Genomic DNA, 17,223 nt, shown 5'->3' with positions numbered 1-17,223 from the left:
GTTGACCTGGGCTCTATAACCTTACACTACTAGCTGCATCGTCATGAAAAAGTTTTTCGTGCTCATTTTTTCACTTGCTTTTGGCGTTTCTGCCTTGGCCAAAGTGAACCCAGGTGAGATTATTATCCTTGGCTTTGAGAGTAGCCAATCCATTGATGAAGTTTGGTTCCTCGCTTTAGCCCCAATTGACGCGGGCGAAGTTGTCTATATGACCGATCACGGCATTTCTGCTACTGCTCCATTCACATTGGATACAGACGCGAAAGACTCATGGTTGTCTTTCACTGTAGGTGCGAATGGCTTGAATGTTGGCGATACTTGGGTCATCAACGGTTTAACGTCCAAGTCAGGCGTTCCTACTTTGGTGGCTGCTAGAAGTAGCGTTACAACAGCGGAGGTTACCAACATCCAATGGGGTGGAGCCTTTACCTTGTCATTTGGTCAGGGGGGTGACGATTTGATATTGTACCAAGGAACATCTACCCAAGCTTCACGTTTTGTTTACGGTATTGGTGCAGACGGCCTTGGCGGTAGCAGTGTTTCAGTTTTTGAACCTACAACAGCAGCCAACCTTACACGAATTTCCAATTGGGGTTTGACATCTGGTCTTACTGCCAACTTCTTTGATAACGGGAACAGTAACTACAAGTTCCTCGGCCCAGATCCTTCGTTGATTAACTTCAACGGTACGATCGATGATATTTTGGTAGATCTCGGCAATCCAGCGAACTACCTTTTCGATGTTAACTACACCTTGAACGACATTTCAGCATCTGGTGATTTGCGTTTGGGATCCATTGTTCCTCAACCTTCTAACCGATACTACAACCCAGCAGATGGGAATTGGTATACAGATCCTGCTTTCACTACACTGGCTATCGATCCTAACCGTACACACACAGTGGTGGTGGTGACAACTTCTTACGCTTTGGCAAGTGGAGATACTTTGGATATCGCGGGTATTGTTGTAGGTGATGGGTCTACTCCAACCACTGTTACAGCAGGCGCAGGAAGTGTTATCCAAACGGTTTACGGAATTCAAGTGACCAATGCGGGGGTATTCGAGATGAATGGAACCGCGTCGGTTTATCTAGGTGGTGATTTTGATGTTGATGCAGGTGGAATTGCCAATATTCAAGCAGGCGCTCACTTGGATTTTGAAGGCAACCTCATTGTAGACGGAACCATGACTTTGGCTGCGGATGCTACAGGTTTCTCCACTTTAGGTCTTCATGGAGACGGCGATCAATTGATACAAGGTACAGGTACGATCAATGCTCAAATGCATTTTGCCAATGCAGGTTGGCACCACCTCAGTGCTCCGGGGTCTATCACGTTTGATAAAGTGAGCTTTAATAATTCCATGGCTTTGGAATTCACAGGAGCAAACAGAAATATTTATCGTTGGGATGCATCTCGCTCTGGGTGGTTTTACACGAAAGCAACCTCTGATTTTGGAGATTCTGCTTTCACCGTGTACATGCCTGCAAGTGTGATCCCTACGACAATCAATCTTGCATACGTGGCAGACGATATGGATGCCGACGTTGTAAACGGTGATAACGATTATACAGTTCGCTATCACGTTCCAACTTCAGTTCCGGTGAATGCCGCTGTGGGTTGGGCTTCGGGTAATCCTGCAGACAACGCAGGCTGGAATATGGTGAAGAACCCATTCTGGGGTCACATTTCTTGGGAAACCATCGATGACAATTTGCCAGCAGGACTTGATAATGCGGTTTACTACTGGAATCCCGCTTCAGGAGCATATGATTCTTGGAGCAATGGTACAGCGACGAACAAGTACGATATCATTCCACTGCTCAGCTACTTTGCCAAAGCAGGTAACGCTGCAGCTAGCGCTAATTTTACAAGAGGCAAGTCTTCGGTTTTTGACGGAGCTTCCAACAACGTATTCAGCAAAGTTGCGAATGTGAAGCCTCAGATGATCTTGACTGCTACTACAGCATCTCAGTCTACAGACACGCATATTTTGTTCGACGACAATGCGTCTAGCAACTTTGACGGAGAGTTTGACGCGTACTTCAGAGGCGTTAATCCAGATCGAATTTCGTTCTGTTCGGTGAGTGCGGATAGCACAGCACTTTCCATCAACCAGCTCGCTTTCCCTAATCCAACTGAAGACATCTACTTGACCTTCGACTTTGCAACGGATGGAGAAAGTGCAACCATCTCTCTAGATAACTCTTACCTGCCTAATGGTATTGATGCTTACCTAGAAGATACAGAGACAGGGATGATTGTTGACTTGAATACAACCTCCTACACCTTCACGAACGACATTAATGCTCCAAAGCAACGCTTCATCTTGCACATGACAAACAACGCGGTATCTCTCATCGAGTACGCGAATGAAGAGCCATTGGATGCTTTTAGAAACAATGGACAATTGGTATTGAAAGGAAGCGAACTCAATGGAAGTCACCATGTAGAAATCATGGACATGACCGGCAGAGTGGTTGTTTCAGACCATGTTCAATTCAGCGCGGGTGAAGGCAGACTAACTGCTCCTGTTAATGGACCACTTGTAGTTCGTGTTTGGGCAGACAACCGCGCATTGGTAGTAAAGACATTCTAAGATAGAGACCTCAAAAGACAAAAGACATGACTAAGAGAATATTGATTTTCGCGTTTTTCCTAGCGGCAATTTCAGTTTCTGCTCAACCGGGTAACCCTAGTGCTCCAGCTCCCATTGATGGAGGCGTGAGCTTGCTTATTGCTGCGGGTGCTGCACTAGGTGGAAAGAAGTTCTACGACAAACGCAAGCAACAAGCGTAAAGACATATTTGACCACCTCCCAATAGGCGGTGGTTTTACGAAGCATCCGCTCAGGATGTTTTTAAGGATAGGTAGCCACCAGGTCTCGGCTGCCTGTCCTTTTTTTATTTAGTCTACAGTCACCATACACCAGACACCCGTCACTAGACCCCCAGCACCATCTCCCAATGTGGTAGTCCGTCTTCCAAGAACTCCTTACCCTCTCGCTCAAAGCCATAGGACTCATAAAATTCGAGGAGATAGCTCTGAGCCATAATTCGAATAGGACCTGGGTAATGCTCCCTACAATATGCAATGCTAAATTCCATGGCCTCTTTGCCAAGTCCAATACGCCTAGCTCGCATGGCGGTAATCACTCGACCAATACTGACCTCTTTGTAGATTTCTCCGGGAGGAGCGATGCGTGTATATGCGATAATTCCGGCATCATCCGTAGCCCAAATATGGGTAGAGGTTTGATCGTGATAATCGCAGTCGATGTACGGACAATCTTGCTCCACACAGAACACTTCCTGTCGCAGATGAAGGATGTCATACAGCTCATCTTTCGTGAGTTCCGACCAGCTTTTGGTTGTCCATTTCATGTATTCCTCGCTTATCCTGTGTATCAGACCGTCGCAAAGTCGTATTTTCGCCACAAATCCACAATAGCATAAATGAAAGACCTTATAAAGGAATTTCCTAAGCAATTAAAGAGCGCTCTTAAAATCGCTGAAGAAGCTAAGCTTCGCCACGTTGGAAAACGCCCTGCCAATGTCTTGATTACAGGACTTGGTGGTTCGGGAATTGGCGGTAGCATTGTAGCGGATTTATGTGCGCAAACTGCGCGTATTCCCATCGCGGTTAACAAGGGGTACAATGTACCTCATTGGGTGGGAGCAGATACCTTAGTGGTTGCTTCAAGTTATTCAGGTAATACAGAAGAGACGTTAGAAGCTAGTGCTCAGGCACTGGAATATGGTGCTATGTTGGCCGCAGTCACTAGCGGCGGTAAACTCAAAGAACTAGCCAAGGAAAGAGGACTAAATCACATCTTGATTCCAGGGGGAAATCCTCCTAGAAGTATGTTGGCTTACTCTTTTGTTCAGTTGTTCCGCATCCTCAGCGATTACAGTGTTCACACTCCAGACTATCAAACCGAAATTGCGGAGGCTGCAGCCTTCCTAGAATCGGAACAAGAAAACATCATTGCTGAAGCTAAGCAGTACGCAGAAGCTTTGGAGAATAAAGTGATTGCAACCTATGCCGTGAATGGCTTAGGCGGAGTGGCTACTCGTTGGCGTCAGCAGTTTAACGAGAACGCAAAAATGCTCGGATGGGACTCTGTGATTCCAGAGATGAACCACAACGAGTTGGTGGGCTGGGCTGGCGGTAGCGACGAAATTGCAGCCGTCATTCTCAGAAGTGAAGATGAGCACGAACGCGTGGCCATGAGAGCGGATCTCAATGCCAAGTTAATCGCGGAATACACATCAACGGTGATTGAAATTCGAGCGAAAGGAAATTCTCCAATTGCTAGAGTGTTGTATTTGATTCACTTGGGAGATTACATTTCACTACATTTATCAGAAATGAAGGGATGTGATATCATGGACATTCGAGTCATTGAAGAACTTAAAGCCAAATTAGAAGAGGCCCATTAATGAAGCATAGCCTCACCGTCATTTGCCTATTTCTTGTAACCTCTCTCTCTGCTCAAGAAGAGCGTCCGAGTTGGTTGATTTCTCTTGATGGCACTTTTATGGCGGAAACGGCTTACGATCAAACCCTCTATAATTTTGAAGTGGGCACTACGTCTGGGGTATTCCTCTACAAAGGGTTACTTCTTGGTGGTGAATTGAGAATGCAGTTTACAGTGGGTTCTCAGTATTATGAAACTGTCCCTGTTCTTCGTTACTACGTTTTCTTTAATGATAGGCATGCGGCTTATGTAGGCGGAAGAGCAGGCTATGGCTGGGGATGGGACACGGATGTATTCAATTCGTTACCGTTTCATCGATTCGCATGGGTTTGGGGTTTTCGAGGAGGTTATCTCAACCGGCTCACTGAGAATGTGAGTTTGGATTTGTTTCTTTTCCACAATTCTCGACTCAGCAAAGTTCAGCGAGGAGACGGCGCTTTTTCTGCTGGAACAAATACAACGCAATTCGGTTTAGGACTAGGACTACAAGTCTTTTTGTAATGAGAGAAGTTCGATTTGAGGATTTGGGAATCATGCGCTACAAGGAAGCTTGGGATTACCAAGAAGTTTTGTTCGATGAGATTGTTCAAACCAAATCCAGTAATAGAAAGGTTGAAGTAGCCGAACGTGTTCCTACGGTAGATAAACTCTTGTTTGTTCACCACCCTCACGTGTACACGCTGGGAAAGAGCGGCAAGGTAGAGCACTTGCTGATCAGTGAAGAGCGCATGCGCGAAGAGGGAATCGACTGGTTTAAAATCAACCGAGGGGGAGATATAACTTACCACGGTCCTGGACAATTGGTGGGCTATCCCATTTTCGACCTGGATGAGCATTTTACCGATATTCACAAGTACTTGAGATACCTAGAAGAGGCGATCATTCTAACCCTTGCTGATTACGGCTTAAAGGGGGAAAGAAGTCCGGGTGAAACGGGCGTTTGGTTAGATGTAGGAACGCCAATGGCTCGAAAAATCTGTGCAATGGGTGTGCGCGCAAGTAGGTGGGTAACTATGCACGGTTTTGCTTTTAATATCAATGTTGACCTCAAGTACTTCGATTATATCGTTCCTTGTGGAATTGCGGATAAAGCGGTGGCTTCTCTTGATGTTGAGTTGGGCTATGTTCCCGACATGGATGAAGTGAAAGCGCGCGTTAAAGGCCATTTGGCAGATCTCTTCAACGTGACTTTTGTAGAGAAATAGCCTACTCTTTAAGCTTTTCTAGATATTCTTTTACCATTCGACTCACAATCAGTGGAACGGTAGATTCTCCGTCAAACGGACCTCTATCATGTCCCAATCGAACGATGACGGCATCGATATCGGGTACCATTATGATAAATTGTCCATTCACTCCTCTGAAGTACGAGAAGGGATGGTGGTCTACCTCTCCTAGCCAAATCGATCTTCCGTAAAAGTCAGTAGAAATAGGGTTGAAGAAATCCTTGGTAGCCGATGAATCCATGTAAAGATGATTCTTCCAATAGCCTTTGTGCAGTAGGATGTGTCCCAATCGGGCAAAGTCCAATGCGTTAGAATGGAAACAGCAATAAGACAAAATTTGATGGGAATCGTCGGTGCTCCATTCGGCATCATCTTCAGCGCGAGCAGGTGTCCACAGCCAATCTGAAGCGAGCTCAGCTAAAGAGCGACCTGTAGCGGCTTCTACACATTCTCCCAAGAGTTGGGTCGCACCGCTTTGGTATTCATATACTTCTCCAGGTGGATTAATCACGGCAACCTCGTTCATGAGGAGTTCATGGACGTTTTCACCATAGTAGGCTTTCGCCGTAATGCCAAAGGCGTTGGTGTAATGTTCGTTCCAATCCAATCCCGCTCGCATTTTCGACAAATCGTCTAATGTGAGTTCTTCGGCATAGGGTCCTTGAAGATCGGGTAAGAGTTCAATTACACGTTGGTCCCATCCGTGCAAGCTTCCATTTTCTATGGCAATTTCCGCCAGCATAGCGGTAACCGTTTTGGCCATGGAGAACGAATTCGTTCGAGAGGTTCGGGAATACCCTTGAGCATATTCTTCATACACCAAGGTGTCATGCTGAAATACGGCAAAGGCAACGGTTCGTGTTTCGTGAAGAAGGGTGTCTAACGATGGAGAGGGTTGTAAGCCACTTCGCAGATTTTCAGGCCAAGGCAGTGTTGTACGCGCATCGGAACGAACGAGTTCCGTTTCGAAGAACTCCTTGTCGTTTATGGTAGCAGAGTTTTCACCGTGAAGGTATGTAGCATACACCCCCTTAATGAGATAATTTAAAGGAGTGAGGGAAACAATAAAAACGAGAACGGCCAATCCAATGACGGTATAGATGAGGCCTTTGAAGAACTTACGCATGAGAGCAAGTTCGTGAAAAAACCCTAATCTTGTGCGGATTGTAAGGGAACAATATTCCCGTCTTTCCAAGTACCAATGTTATATCTCTTCATCCCTTTGAATTCGGTTAGGGGTTCAGAATATGGAATGGCGTCAGAATAGAAGAGAAAGAGTGCTCTTTGGTCATTGGGAACATTGAAGATTACCCAATCGTCTCTACGATCGGTTTCGGTCCAATTCAAGAGGGTTTGTGTCATCTCTAGCCGACCTTTTCGGTACGGGTTTTCATCCACATTCAGTACCGATGATAGGTGTGGAGCGTTCAACTGTAGGAGTAAGGCGATAAGGGCCGCGCTGAAAACAACCCACTTCTTCCATTTGCCTTGTAACCACGCAATAACATAACCTCCTGAAAGCGCCATAGGTGCCGCCATCATAAAGGTAAAACCCGACATTTTTGTTGCGGCGAAAGCGAAAAAGACATAGACAAACAGTAGGCTAACGATGAGTTCCCATCTCTTTCTATAGAGTGGATATAGTCCCAGGATACAGAGTCCACCTGTAAGCACTCCAAAGTGCCAGAAAATCTCATTGAAATGATACCACCATGGTCCCTCGTGACCTTCTACAGCAACCCAAAAATGCTCAGAATTGTAGGCCATCTCATAGGCTGCTTCAAGAGGGAAAGCGTAGAAGGTCCAACTGTACCATGCAAGCACAGGCAGAGCAGCAATTGTGAGTGATAGCACGAGAAGTTTTAGATCTGCCACATCTCTAGTTCTCACCATTCGCAGTATCCAGGGAAGAAAAACCCAAAGTCCAGTAAGCCATTTGGTAAGAACCGCTGTACTTACGAGAAGCCCAATGAAAACGGCCCATTTCACATTTCGAACCTCCTCGTATTTCATCCAAGCCCAAAACGACAGAGTAATGCAGCCGGTAAAAATCAAATCGTTGTGATCTGTAGGATACCTGCCAGTTGCTAGTAAAACAGACATGGGATTAAATATCCAGATTGCAGCAGCCCACCATCCGGCAGAAGGCGAAGCCAGCCTTCTTGAGATGGAAAGCAAAGCCACTGGAATGATACCCGAAATGACGATGGATGGGATTCGGACGGCTAATGCTGAGGTTCCAAATAGCTTAATGCTGATAGCCATTAACCATAGAAAGAAAGGAGGTTTATGCAACCAGACTCCATTGCTACTCCAATCCGTATAATCGTATGAAAGCACATGTTGATCGTACAGAGTAGGGTGAAAAGGATGTTCTGACATGTGCTTAGCAACCACTGCGTGATACTGCTCATCCCACGTGTTTAGGAGTTCAACGGTGGTGGCGAATGCCAAACGAATCCCTGCACCTGCTAGGAAGATGAGTGCGTACTGCAGTTTCACGTTTCTAATGCGGAAACTCATCACGAACACGACTACTGATGCGAGGAGTATTCCCCATGTATGTGCAGGCAGATTCATTTTGGAAAAGTAGACAACTATTGTGGAATGGTAAATAGGGGGAGGAGGTTAAGAGGAATGAAGGGTTTGATGAGTTTTAGGGGTTTTAGGGGGTTTGGGGGTTTAATGTGTTTACGGTGTTGGATGTCGGGTGACGGATGTTTGATGATGGGTGATGGATGTCTGGTGACGGGTGATGGATGTCTGGTGATGGGTGATGGGTGTTTGATGTTGGGTGATGGGTGTTTGATGTTGGGTGACGGATGTCTGGTGATGGGTGACGGATGTATGATGATGGGTGATGGGTGTCTGGTGATGGGTGATGGGTGTTTGATGTTGGGTGACGGATGTCTGGTGATGGGTGACGGATGTATGATGATGGGTGATGGATATCTGGTGACGGGTGATGGGTGTTTGATGTTGGGTGACGGATGTCTGGTGACGGGTGACGGATGTTTGATGATGGGAGACTGATTTCTGTTGTTCAAAAAACAACTGAGATTCGGGTATGTAATCTTAAGCTTTTATAGATTGGGGGTATTGAACATGGAGAACGCTTGTAACGGTCAACCTCCAATACGACCAACCCCTAACGCCCAACACGCCTAACGCCTAAAACCCCTAAAACCCATTAAACCCCTAAAACAAATAACCACCAATACTGTCAACTTTAAACACAACCCCATGAATCCCATTCTCTTCCTCGATATCGAAACCGTTTCCAATCAGCCAGATTTTTCAGAACTCACACCGGAGTGGCAACACTTGTGGGAGGAGAAAACGAGGTGGCAGCGCGGAGAGGAAATCACTCCGGCGGAGTATTACAAAGATCGAGCGGGGATTTTAGCTGAATTTGGAAAGGTGGTTTGTGTATCGCTGGGTTACTTCAAAGGCCATGGTGCTGATTTAGAGTTTAGAGTCAAAAGTCTCTTCAACCACGATGAGAAATTGATTTTAGGGGAATTGTCAGAGTTGCTCGATCAACACTTTTCCAACTTTTACCTCTGTGCTCATAATGGGAAAGAGTTTGACTTTCCTTATTTGGCTCGGCGCATGGTGATAAACCGCATTTCATTGCCTCGTCATTTGCAGTTGGCCGGTAAAAAGCCTTGGGAAATTCCCCACCTAGATACGATGGAAATGTGGAAGTTTGGGGATAGGAAGAACTTTACCTCCCTGAAACTTCTAGCCGCACTTTTCGGAATACCTACACCCAAAGACGACATCGATGGCAGTATGGTAGGGCCTACCTATTGGTTGGAGAACGACTTGGATCGAATTGCCCGCTATTGTGAAAAGGATGTAATCACGCTTGCCCGTGTCTATCAATTCTTGGTTGGAGAAAAACCAGCGGATGAAAGCATTTTCCAAAACTCACTACTCTAATTTCTAAACGGATGCTGAGACAATGCCTATCATTCCACTCCGAACTCTAACCCCCGAATTCACAACCTTCCAACCCTCAACTTTCCCTATCTTTCCGCCATGCTTTCCATCCGCAATTTGAATATCTCATTCGGAGAAACCCGTGTGATCCACAACTTGAGTTTTGAGCTGAAACGAGGCACTACGATGGCTCTAGTTGGTGAATCAGGCAGTGGTAAGTCCGTTACGAGTTTGGCTGTGATGGGATTGTTGGGGCCTAAGGCTATTATTGATGCTGACGAGATGAAGTTGGACGACCTCGACTTACTTCATCTATCCCCTGAAGAACATCGATTGATTAGAGGAAAGCGCATGGCGATGATTTTTCAAGAGCCCATGACCGCCCTTAACCCCTCTATGCGCTGTGGAGAGCAGGTTTGTGAAATGATTTTACAGCACGAGTCGATCTCAAAAGAGGAAGCAAAGCAACGCGTTATTGATCTCTTTACCGAAGTGCGTATTCCAGAGCCAGAAGCAAAGTACAATGCATGGCCCCATGAAATGAGTGGAGGTCAGCGGCAACGTGTGATGATTGCCATGGCGCTTTCGTGCTCTCCTGAGCTACTCATTGCGGATGAACCCACTACCGCACTGGACGTAACGGTGCAGGGAGAAATCCTCCGACTTATCAAGGAGTTACAAGTAAACCGCAATATGGCCGTGCTCTTTATTACGCACGATTTAGGTGTGGTAGCGCAAGTGGCTGATGAGGTCTTGGTGCTCTTTCGCGGCGTGGTTCGCGAGTTTGGGCCGGTTCAACGGGTGTTGAAATCTCCGAAAGACGAATACACCAAAGGATTGCTAGAATGCAGACCACCACTTCACACCCGACCATTTCGTCTCACTACAGTTGAGGACGTCCTTACGAACGCAGAAGTGGATAAACACGAAGTGAAATCCAACTTTGAAGAAATAGAAAGCCGAAGTCCACTACTGGAAATTCAACATCTCGAGAAGTGGTTTCCGCTTGGAAAGACAACGCTTTTTGGAACGTCAGAGGTCTACAAGGCCGTTAATGATGTGAACGTCGTCCTCTATCCGGGAGAAACCCTTGGTTTGGTCGGTGAGTCGGGTTGTGGGAAGTCTACCTTAAGCAGATGCCTGGTACACCTTCATGAAGCCGACGCTGGACAAATCTTTTGGAAAGGAAGAGATATCACGAAGTTGAAGGGCAGCGCTCTAAGATCCTTGAGAAAGGAAATTCAAATGATTTTCCAAGATCCGTTTGCATCGCTCAATCCCAGAGCTAAAGTTCTTCAAATACTCACGGAGCCCATGGAAGTTCACGGACTTAATGGCAATTCAAATGGGCGAAAGGCAAAGGCTATAGCACTGTTGAAAAGAGTGGGACTTGGTGAAGAAGCCTTGAATAAATATCCCCACGAATTTTCAGGAGGACAACGTCAGCGTATTGGAATTGCTCGCGCCTTATCAGTAGAGCCAGAATTGGTGATCTGCGATGAGTCTGTTTCAGCTCTCGACGTAAGTGTTCAAGCTCAAGTGCTCAATTTGTTGAATGAACTGAAGGAAGAATTTGGATTTACGTATCTCTTCATATCGCACGATTTGAGCGTTGTGAAATACATGAGTGATCACCTTATGGTAATGCGGCGTGGCGTACTGGAAGAATACGGTCATGCAGATGATGTGTATTCGAATCCTTCTTCGGCATACACGCGAAAGCTGATTGATTCTATTCCACAAATTGATTAGCCCAAATGGTATTTAGTAGCATCTTTTTCATGTTTGGGTTTATGCCCATTTTCTTCTTGATCTACTTCGTACTGCCGTATAAGTACAAGAATGTTTGGGCTCTTTTGGGCTCTACGTTTTTCTATGCTTGGGGTGGCCCAGCCTTTGTTCTTGTGTTGTTCGCGAGTATTACAGCCGATTATTTCATCGGTCATCAAATTGCGCAGAACAAAGGACAGAGCAAGCGAAGATGGGTGGCGCTCGGCCTGATACTGAACGTGGGCTTACTAGGTTATTTCAAGTACGCCAACTTCTTTGTAGAGAACTTCAACAGTCTGTTGATGGCTTTGGGCATGACAGGTGTACATTGGACCGATGTAGCACTCCCCATTGGAATATCCTTCTTCACCTTTCAAAAGATTAGCTACCTCATTGATGTTTCTAGAGGAGAGAAGGAAGCCATGCGAAGTTGGGTGGACTATGCCCTTTTCGTTGTTCTTTTCCCTCAGTTAATTGCGGGACCTATTGTGCGTTTTAAGGACATAGCGGATGAAATTGTAGACCGAAGAGCCAACTTGATTCCATCAGAGCGATTGTTAGGCATTTATCGTTTCATCATTGGGTTAGCTAAAAAAGTCCTAATTGCCAACGTCTTGGGCGAGGTGGCAGACCACTATTACAACGATGTTTCTGATCCGAACTTTGGGGAGGCTTGGATCGCTTTGGCAGCGTATACTTTCCAGATCTATTTCGATTTCTCGGGATATTCCGACATGGCTATAGGATTGGGGCGGATGATGGGCTTCCACTTCCCCGAGAATTTCAACTATCCTTATATCTCCAAGAGCATCACGGAATTTTGGCGCCGTTGGCACATTACGCTAAGCAGTTGGATGCGGGATTATCTGTACATTCCTTTAGGAGGAAATCGAGGTTCTGTTAGCCGTACCTACATCAACCTTTGGTTGGTTTTTTTGATGAGCGGACTGTGGCACGGAGCCAGTTGGAATTTTGTGATTTGGGGAGCATTTCACGGATTTTGGTTGGTAACCGAACGCGCCTTCTTACTGAAATGGATGTCACGCGTCCCGGCCTTTGTTCGCATCGTATTTACCTTCTTCATAGCCATGCTCGGCTGGCTGGTGTTCCGATTGGAGGATGCTGATACGTTCACCATTTATTTAAATGCCATGTGCAGTTGGAATGGATGGCCTACAATTGATCCTCACCAATGGATTATTCTCGCATTGGCGATCTTCCTTTCGTTCCGTGTTGCGTTCATTCGATCCGATAGAACGGAGTCTACACCATTTGAAAGCCTGAATCCTAGAAAGGCCATTCGAATCACTCTGGTGTCATTGGTACTGTTAAGCTTGTCGGCTTCCTTTGTGATGAGTTCTGATTTCAATCCATTTATCTACTTCCGGTTTTGAGAACTCCTCGACTCTATAGCATTCTCTTTGCTCTGGTCTTCGGATCAATGGTGCTCGTCTTTCTTCAGAACATCGTAAAGTGGCCTCAAGTTGCTGATGTGAACGGTGCGGAATACGCGGTAGAGGAAGTGGAATGGACGCTCGATTCTTGGATGGATGAATCCTTACAAAATAGGGTGACAGCACAGTTCAAGCGCACCTTGGGCACGCGTCCACTTTTCATTCGAACCCATAATCAGCTGTTCTATTCCCTGTACAATGAATCTAAGACCTACGTATTGGTGGGGAAAGACAATCAGCTCTTCGCATACAACTACTTTCCATCCTTCCGTGCATTCGATTTGAAGGAGGTTGAGCATTGGGAGCAAATTGCTGGAGGGCTAAAACGATTACAAGACACCTTGTCTACCGCCGGAATCGAGATGTTGGTAGTCATTGCGCCCAACAAGGTTAGATACATGCCTGAGAAATTGCCGGATCATTTGAAACACGAACCTGGAGCAACCTCGAATTGGCAACGATTTGTGAAGGAGTGTGAAAAGAGCAATGTGAATTTCCTCGACCTGAACCAAGTGTTCTTGGAAATGAAAGGAAGGTCGAGAGTTGATCTATTTCCCAATACCGGAACCCATTGGTCAGCTTACGGAGCAACCATGGCCATGGATAGCATTATGCGCAGATTTAAGCATTCTGAATACACAGAGTTGCATTACGAAACAGGGCAGTGGACCGATAGCATTGTGGATGGCGACATAGAGTTGGCGGAACATTTGAATGTCTGGTGGCCTCCTTCCATGAATCGTCAGTTTATGTTTGATGTAGAAGTGGATACGATGGGACGAAAGCGACCTAATATTCTCTTTATTTCCGACAGTTACTTTTGGACCATTAACTCGCTCAAATTGAACCATCGCATGTTGTCGGACCAGCACAGCTTTTGGTACTACAACAACACCAATTACGACACCGAACATGGCATCGTTCCCGTGGATAGCCTAGACCGCTGGAGTGAGCTCTTTTCTCGTGATGCCGTGGTGATCATGGGAACGGAGAGTAACTTGAAGGAGGTGCCGTATGGAATTATTCAGGATTTAAATCTAGAGTTATCTCGATAGAGGGCTTAGGACTATTGGCTTTTGTGGGCAACATCAAGAAGAGGCATTCTTCCCTCATGATCATAGAGTCTGCCACCATAACATCGTGAGTTTCCTTGAACGTGTTCAGTACTTATTTTCTCACTATCTATAGATATCGTCTTGAGGAAATTCGGTTGTTGAGAATCCAAATGACTTAGGTAGGGACTGCGGTAAGTAAGACCGCAATTCTGTAGAGCATGACTGACATGAGTAAATAGGACTTCATGCATCATACTCCATTCCCGAATAGAAGATTAACTTTGAAGTCAAGGTAAACTGGATTCACCATGAAGGATGATACTATTCCAGTATTAAAAGTGATTATTCAGATGACTCTCATACGTTCAATCTTGCTCTCATGAATCGTTGGTCTTCTAAACAAGAGCCCTATCTAGCCGCCGCTCTTTCTGCGATTGTTTTACTTTTCCTTCTTCTTCAACAAAAAGGGATAGTAGATCAAGCCGACGGCATCTTGCACTATCAATTCGCTAAATTCATTTTTGCGCATCCGGAGAATGCCTTTAATCATTGGGCTAAGCCGCTTTATACAGTTATTATGGCTGGGCCAGCGATGATGGGTATGGTAGGCATTCGTTTGATGAACGTACTGTTTATCGCAATCACGAGCTATGCAATCACTCGATCTGCCCAGGAGTTGAATTTAAAAGGAGCTTGGTTGATTGGTGTATTCGCAGGAATTGGCAATTCCATCACTTATGTTGTTTTAGGAGGCTTAACCGAGCCCTTGTTCATGGTGATCTTCTCGGGTGTGATATATTATTCAATAAAAGGAAATTGGTCTTTGATGTATACCCTCCTGGGAGCAAGTCTTTTAGTGCGACCTGAGGCAATTGTCATACTTCCAGTGTTCACCATCTACGGTCTGTTGAATGCAAAAATCAAGTATGCGTTTTACGGATTAGTAGTTCCAGGCCTCTTTACTATTATGGGGATGATCGTTGCGGATTACGACTGGCATTGGATCATTACCAATCAACCTTATGGTGCTACTTCTCAGCCCTATGGTCACGGTGATTGGGTTCATTATATACATCAATGGCATCGGATTTCTCCGTGGATTATGTTGATTCTCGCAGTACTATCATTGGTAAGTATCCTAAGAGAAAAGAGGATTTTTCATCTCTTTTTATTCATCGCCTCATTTGGAATTGTAGCGCTACACGTTGTTTTGTGGAGGTACGGTTGGATGGGATCTGCTGGATTGGCTCGAACCATGACAACTGCGCTGCCAGGACTTGCACTTTGTGCAGGTTTCTTCATGTCTGATATCCTACCTAAACCTGTGTTTGCTATAGGATTGATCGCATTGATTTTTGGTATTCAGGCTTATGAGAATAACAGATTCCCTTTAGTGGTAGATGGCGGTCAAGAGGCGGCGGAGCAAATAACTCAGAAGCTGAAAGATCGCGGGATGGATTGGGAATCCAAAAAGGTAGCCTATCAGTTTTCCGCCACAGCGTATTACATGAATCTAGATCCATTTAATAGGGACAGAATTCAAAGATTTTGGTCGATCGATTTAGATGCTCAACCTAGCGGGAAACTAAAGAATGGAGATCTGTTGATTTGGGATAGCATGACAGGAACAAGAGAAGGTCGTATGACTTGGGAGCGGGTTCAGGCTGATCCTCATTTGGAACGACTAGATTCTGTTACGGTAAGAGAAAAAACACTTGTCTCTTTTCTAGTTCGGAAGTGAGTTATTGCTCCCTCGAAATCTGATAGATATCCACACTCTTATGGTTACCTACACGCTCAATGGGTAGATCCTCTGCGTAGTTTCTGCGATTGAAATCGGTGGTGTCATTTACGAGGATGTAGGCGGGCTGATGCAGGTTGATACTGTACCAAAGCTCAGCAGCGTTGGCACTCCTTCGAATGGGCCAACCCACTTGATCTGCCAAGTACAAAGAGATGCTATAGCTTGGATCAGGGTAAACGATAACAGGAACTTTTCTATCAATCTTCAGTTCGTTTCGAAGATAAGGAGTGATATCAAAAAAGTCTTCAAACTGATTGTGTCCATTGCCGTTTATCCAGCCGTTGTAGCGCATGTGCAGGCTCTTGCTTGCAGAAGACGCCGACCAACCCAAGGCGACTATAGTCAGAACCCATAACACTGGAGTGGATGCCTTTTTCGGTAACCACCGACTTAAATCCGTGTACTTGAATAGCACGAATAGTAAAAAGACAGGAAGCGCATAGAGGTTGATGAAATAGTAGTCGTGGTCATAGGCCGCATTAAACCACAAGAGGAAATAACTGAGGTTTCCAATGACGAGAAAACCGATCATGCCCTTTTCAAAAAAGCGGAGTCGCTTGAATTTTATAAGGACAAACACAATGGCAAGAACCAGTAAAATGTACTGAGCCCCTGTAAAAAATTCAAATTTCCAGTAGTCCGTAATCCTGTCAAATGTTGATTTGATATATTCCGGTGTACTTCTCCAAATGGGCCATAAATCGTTAAAAGTGAACCAACCCCCGTGTTCGGTACAGTAATCTCGAGCCATTTTATACCAAAGGGCAGAGGATCCAAGAACGAATGCGGCACTCGTTGAAAGTATGGTGATGGCGCGCTTCTTTGTTTTGAAGATCACGCGACTATCGAACTTCCAGAGAAGGTCGATGGCTAAGGTTCCCAGTAACGCCAGGAAGCTGATGAGTGCTGTAATTTTCAATAGACCCCCAAGTGCGAAAAAGAGGGTCGCCAGCAAGGCATAGCCTATTTTCGGATTTCGAATAAATGCAGAAACGAAAGACCATGCGATGAACACCATGCTCAATGCGGTGCTGTTTTGCAGAAAATTGGGGGCGTAATAGGTTATAACGGGTATGGACAAAGGGAGTGCTGCCAGTAGATAGGCTAGTGCTCGATGGCGAATGAAGGGATAAATTGCACGGAACAATGCGAGTAGTCCCAAGCAGAAAATGGACAAATTGATGATTCTGTACAAGGGCTCATTCTGTCCTGTAACCTTCCAAACTTGACCTACAAAGTAATAGAGTAGAGGAAACTCCCCTGCTGTTTTGCCTGTAGTTCCATTGTCTGAGAAAAGTTTGTGAATGGACGGTTCCAGAAGGGGTAGGTCGTCTTTTGCGTAATTCAGTGTGAACGATGCACAGTCTGTCTGCCTCCATTGGTGCGGACCTTGAGGTCGCAATTCCAAGTACTTGTAGCTTTCACTGGCGAAGAATATGCCTAGAAGAAGTGTAAAGAGTAAGAGAAGTTTCTTCGCGTAGTGCATGAA

General features: G+C 45.5%; 15 protein-coding genes. 11 read left to right on the top strand and 4 right to left on the bottom strand.

The features are described from left to right. Nucleotides 1-43: 43 nt before the first annotated feature. A complete protein-coding gene (locus tag F8C82_RS12060) occupies nucleotides 44-2,599 on the top strand; it encodes a hypothetical protein (RefSeq protein WP_151693839.1) in 2,556 nt (851 codons plus the stop codon). Between the two features lie 26 nt (nucleotides 2,600-2,625). Next, on the top strand, nucleotides 2,626-2,799 hold the full coding sequence (locus F8C82_RS14770; RefSeq protein WP_170266249.1) for a PID-CTERM protein-sorting domain-containing protein: 174 nt from the start codon (nucleotides 2,626-2,628) through the stop codon (nucleotides 2,797-2,799). Between the two features lie 143 nt (nucleotides 2,800-2,942). Here the strand turns inward: F8C82_RS14770 and F8C82_RS12055 are convergent, their stop codons facing one another. After that, the gene (locus tag F8C82_RS12055) at nucleotides 2,943-3,383 is read right to left on the bottom strand and encodes a GNAT family N-acetyltransferase (protein ID WP_151693838.1); all 441 of its coding nucleotides are present in this window, start codon (nucleotides 3,381-3,383) and stop codon (nucleotides 2,943-2,945) included. 72 nt (nucleotides 3,384-3,455) lie between these two features. Between F8C82_RS12055 and F8C82_RS12050 the strand changes: the two genes are divergently transcribed. Genes F8C82_RS12050 through lipB form a run of 3 tightly spaced genes read left to right on the top strand, consistent with a single transcriptional unit; the run spans nucleotide 3,456 to nucleotide 5,685 of the window. Then, nucleotides 3,456-4,442: a bifunctional phosphoglucose/phosphomannose isomerase gene (locus tag F8C82_RS12050; RefSeq protein ID WP_151693837.1), complete on the top strand. Its 987-nt coding sequence runs from the start codon at nucleotides 3,456-3,458 to the stop codon at nucleotides 4,440-4,442. Beyond that, nucleotides 4,442-4,981, top strand: a complete 540-nt coding sequence (locus F8C82_RS12045; RefSeq protein ID WP_151693836.1) for a hypothetical protein — start codon at nucleotides 4,442-4,444, stop codon at nucleotides 4,979-4,981. The genes F8C82_RS12050 and F8C82_RS12045 overlap by 1 nt, the downstream gene beginning before the upstream one ends. Next, complete coding sequence (gene lipB, locus F8C82_RS12040; RefSeq protein ID WP_151693835.1) at nucleotides 4,981-5,685, top strand: lipoyl(octanoyl) transferase LipB; 705 nt, start codon at nucleotides 4,981-4,983, stop codon at nucleotides 5,683-5,685. The genes F8C82_RS12045 and lipB overlap by 1 nt, the downstream gene beginning before the upstream one ends. A gap of 1 nt (nucleotide 5,686) precedes the next feature. Here lipB and F8C82_RS12035 read toward each other — a convergent pair whose 3' ends face one another. Further along, the gene (locus F8C82_RS12035; RefSeq protein WP_151693834.1) at nucleotides 5,687-6,832 is read right to left on the bottom strand and encodes a serine hydrolase domain-containing protein; all 1,146 of its coding nucleotides are present in this window, start codon (nucleotides 6,830-6,832) and stop codon (nucleotides 5,687-5,689) included. A gap of 23 nt (nucleotides 6,833-6,855) precedes the next feature. After that, the gene (locus F8C82_RS12030) at nucleotides 6,856-8,286 is read right to left on the bottom strand and encodes an ArnT family glycosyltransferase (protein ID WP_151693833.1); all 1,431 of its coding nucleotides are present in this window, start codon (nucleotides 8,284-8,286) and stop codon (nucleotides 6,856-6,858) included. Between the two features lie 123 nt (nucleotides 8,287-8,409). Here F8C82_RS12030 and F8C82_RS14765 point away from each other — a divergent pair, with 123 nt between their 5' ends. From F8C82_RS14765 to F8C82_RS12000, 6 genes are all read left to right on the top strand, one after another. After that, nucleotides 8,410-8,739 carry a hypothetical protein gene (locus tag F8C82_RS14765; RefSeq protein WP_170266248.1) on the top strand — a complete coding sequence of 110 codons (330 nt, stop codon included), beginning with the start codon at nucleotides 8,410-8,412 and terminating at the stop codon, nucleotides 8,737-8,739. Nucleotides 8,740-8,949: 210 nt separating this feature from the next. Further along, nucleotides 8,950-9,651 carry a 3'-5' exonuclease gene (locus F8C82_RS12020; RefSeq protein WP_151693832.1) on the top strand — a complete coding sequence of 234 codons (702 nt, stop codon included), beginning with the start codon at nucleotides 8,950-8,952 and terminating at the stop codon, nucleotides 9,649-9,651. 99 nt (nucleotides 9,652-9,750) lie between these two features. Then, nucleotides 9,751-11,403: an ABC transporter ATP-binding protein gene (locus tag F8C82_RS12015; protein WP_151693831.1), complete on the top strand. Its 1,653-nt coding sequence runs from the start codon at nucleotides 9,751-9,753 to the stop codon at nucleotides 11,401-11,403. Between the two features lie 41 nt (nucleotides 11,404-11,444). Then, entirely contained in the window at nucleotides 11,445-12,815 is a 1,371-nt protein-coding gene (locus F8C82_RS12010) for an MBOAT family O-acyltransferase (RefSeq protein WP_223279550.1), read from the top strand. Continuing rightward, the gene (locus F8C82_RS12005) at nucleotides 12,812-13,930 is read left to right on the top strand and encodes an alginate O-acetyltransferase AlgX-related protein (RefSeq protein WP_151693829.1); all 1,119 of its coding nucleotides are present in this window, start codon (nucleotides 12,812-12,814) and stop codon (nucleotides 13,928-13,930) included. Before F8C82_RS12010 ends, F8C82_RS12005 begins: the two co-directional genes overlap by 4 nt. A 379-nt stretch (nucleotides 13,931-14,309) precedes the next feature. Beyond that, entirely contained in the window at nucleotides 14,310-15,671 is a 1,362-nt protein-coding gene (locus F8C82_RS12000; protein WP_151693828.1) for a hypothetical protein, read from the top strand. Nucleotide 15,672: 1 nt separating this feature from the next. Here F8C82_RS12000 and F8C82_RS11995 read toward each other — a convergent pair whose 3' ends face one another. Continuing rightward, the gene (locus tag F8C82_RS11995; RefSeq protein ID WP_170266247.1) at nucleotides 15,673-17,220 is read right to left on the bottom strand and encodes a glycosyltransferase family 39 protein; all 1,548 of its coding nucleotides are present in this window, start codon (nucleotides 17,218-17,220) and stop codon (nucleotides 15,673-15,675) included. Between the last annotated feature and the right edge of the window lie 3 nt (nucleotides 17,221-17,223).

Origin of the sequence: Phaeocystidibacter marisrubri (assembly GCF_008933165.1) — a bacterium.
GTDB lineage: Bacteria > Bacteroidota > Bacteroidia > Flavobacteriales > Schleiferiaceae > Phaeocystidibacter > Phaeocystidibacter marisrubri.
Note: the sequence above shows the minus strand (reverse complement) of the source record. Positions and strands in the feature narration are given on the sequence as shown.

Bases quoted from the DNA above. Each gene is read 5' to 3' on its own strand.
- lipB (WP_151693835.1), top strand. From the start codon at position 4,981: ATGAGAGAAGTTCGATTTGAGGATTTGGGAATCATGCGCTACAAGGAA.
- F8C82_RS12015 (WP_151693831.1), top strand. From the start codon at position 9,751: ATGCTTTCCATCCGCAATTTGAATATCTCATTCGGAGAAACCCGTGTG.
- F8C82_RS12055 (WP_151693838.1), bottom strand. From the start codon at position 3,383: ATGAAATGGACAACCAAAAGCTGGTCGGAACTCACGAAAGATGAGCTG.
- F8C82_RS12010 (WP_223279550.1), top strand. From the start codon at position 11,445: ATGCCCATTTTCTTCTTGATCTACTTCGTACTGCCGTATAAGTACAAG.
- F8C82_RS12060 (WP_151693839.1), top strand. From the start codon at position 44: ATGAAAAAGTTTTTCGTGCTCATTTTTTCACTTGCTTTTGGCGTTTCT.
- F8C82_RS12035 (WP_151693834.1), bottom strand. From the start codon at position 6,832: ATGCGTAAGTTCTTCAAAGGCCTCATCTATACCGTCATTGGATTGGCC.
- F8C82_RS12000 (WP_151693828.1), top strand. From the start codon at position 14,310: ATGAATCGTTGGTCTTCTAAACAAGAGCCCTATCTAGCCGCCGCTCTT.
- F8C82_RS12020 (WP_151693832.1), top strand. From the start codon at position 8,950: ATGAATCCCATTCTCTTCCTCGATATCGAAACCGTTTCCAATCAGCCA.
- F8C82_RS12050 (WP_151693837.1), top strand. From the start codon at position 3,456: ATGAAAGACCTTATAAAGGAATTTCCTAAGCAATTAAAGAGCGCTCTT.
- F8C82_RS11995 (WP_170266247.1), bottom strand. From the start codon at position 17,220: ATGCACTACGCGAAGAAACTTCTCTTACTCTTTACACTTCTTCTAGGC.
- F8C82_RS12045 (WP_151693836.1), top strand. From the start codon at position 4,442: ATGAAGCATAGCCTCACCGTCATTTGCCTATTTCTTGTAACCTCTCTC.
- F8C82_RS12030 (WP_151693833.1), bottom strand. From the start codon at position 8,286: ATGAATCTGCCTGCACATACATGGGGAATACTCCTCGCATCAGTAGTC.
- F8C82_RS14770 (WP_170266249.1), top strand. From the start codon at position 2,626: ATGACTAAGAGAATATTGATTTTCGCGTTTTTCCTAGCGGCAATTTCA.
- F8C82_RS14765 (WP_170266248.1), top strand. From the start codon at position 8,410: ATGTCGGGTGACGGATGTTTGATGATGGGTGATGGATGTCTGGTGACG.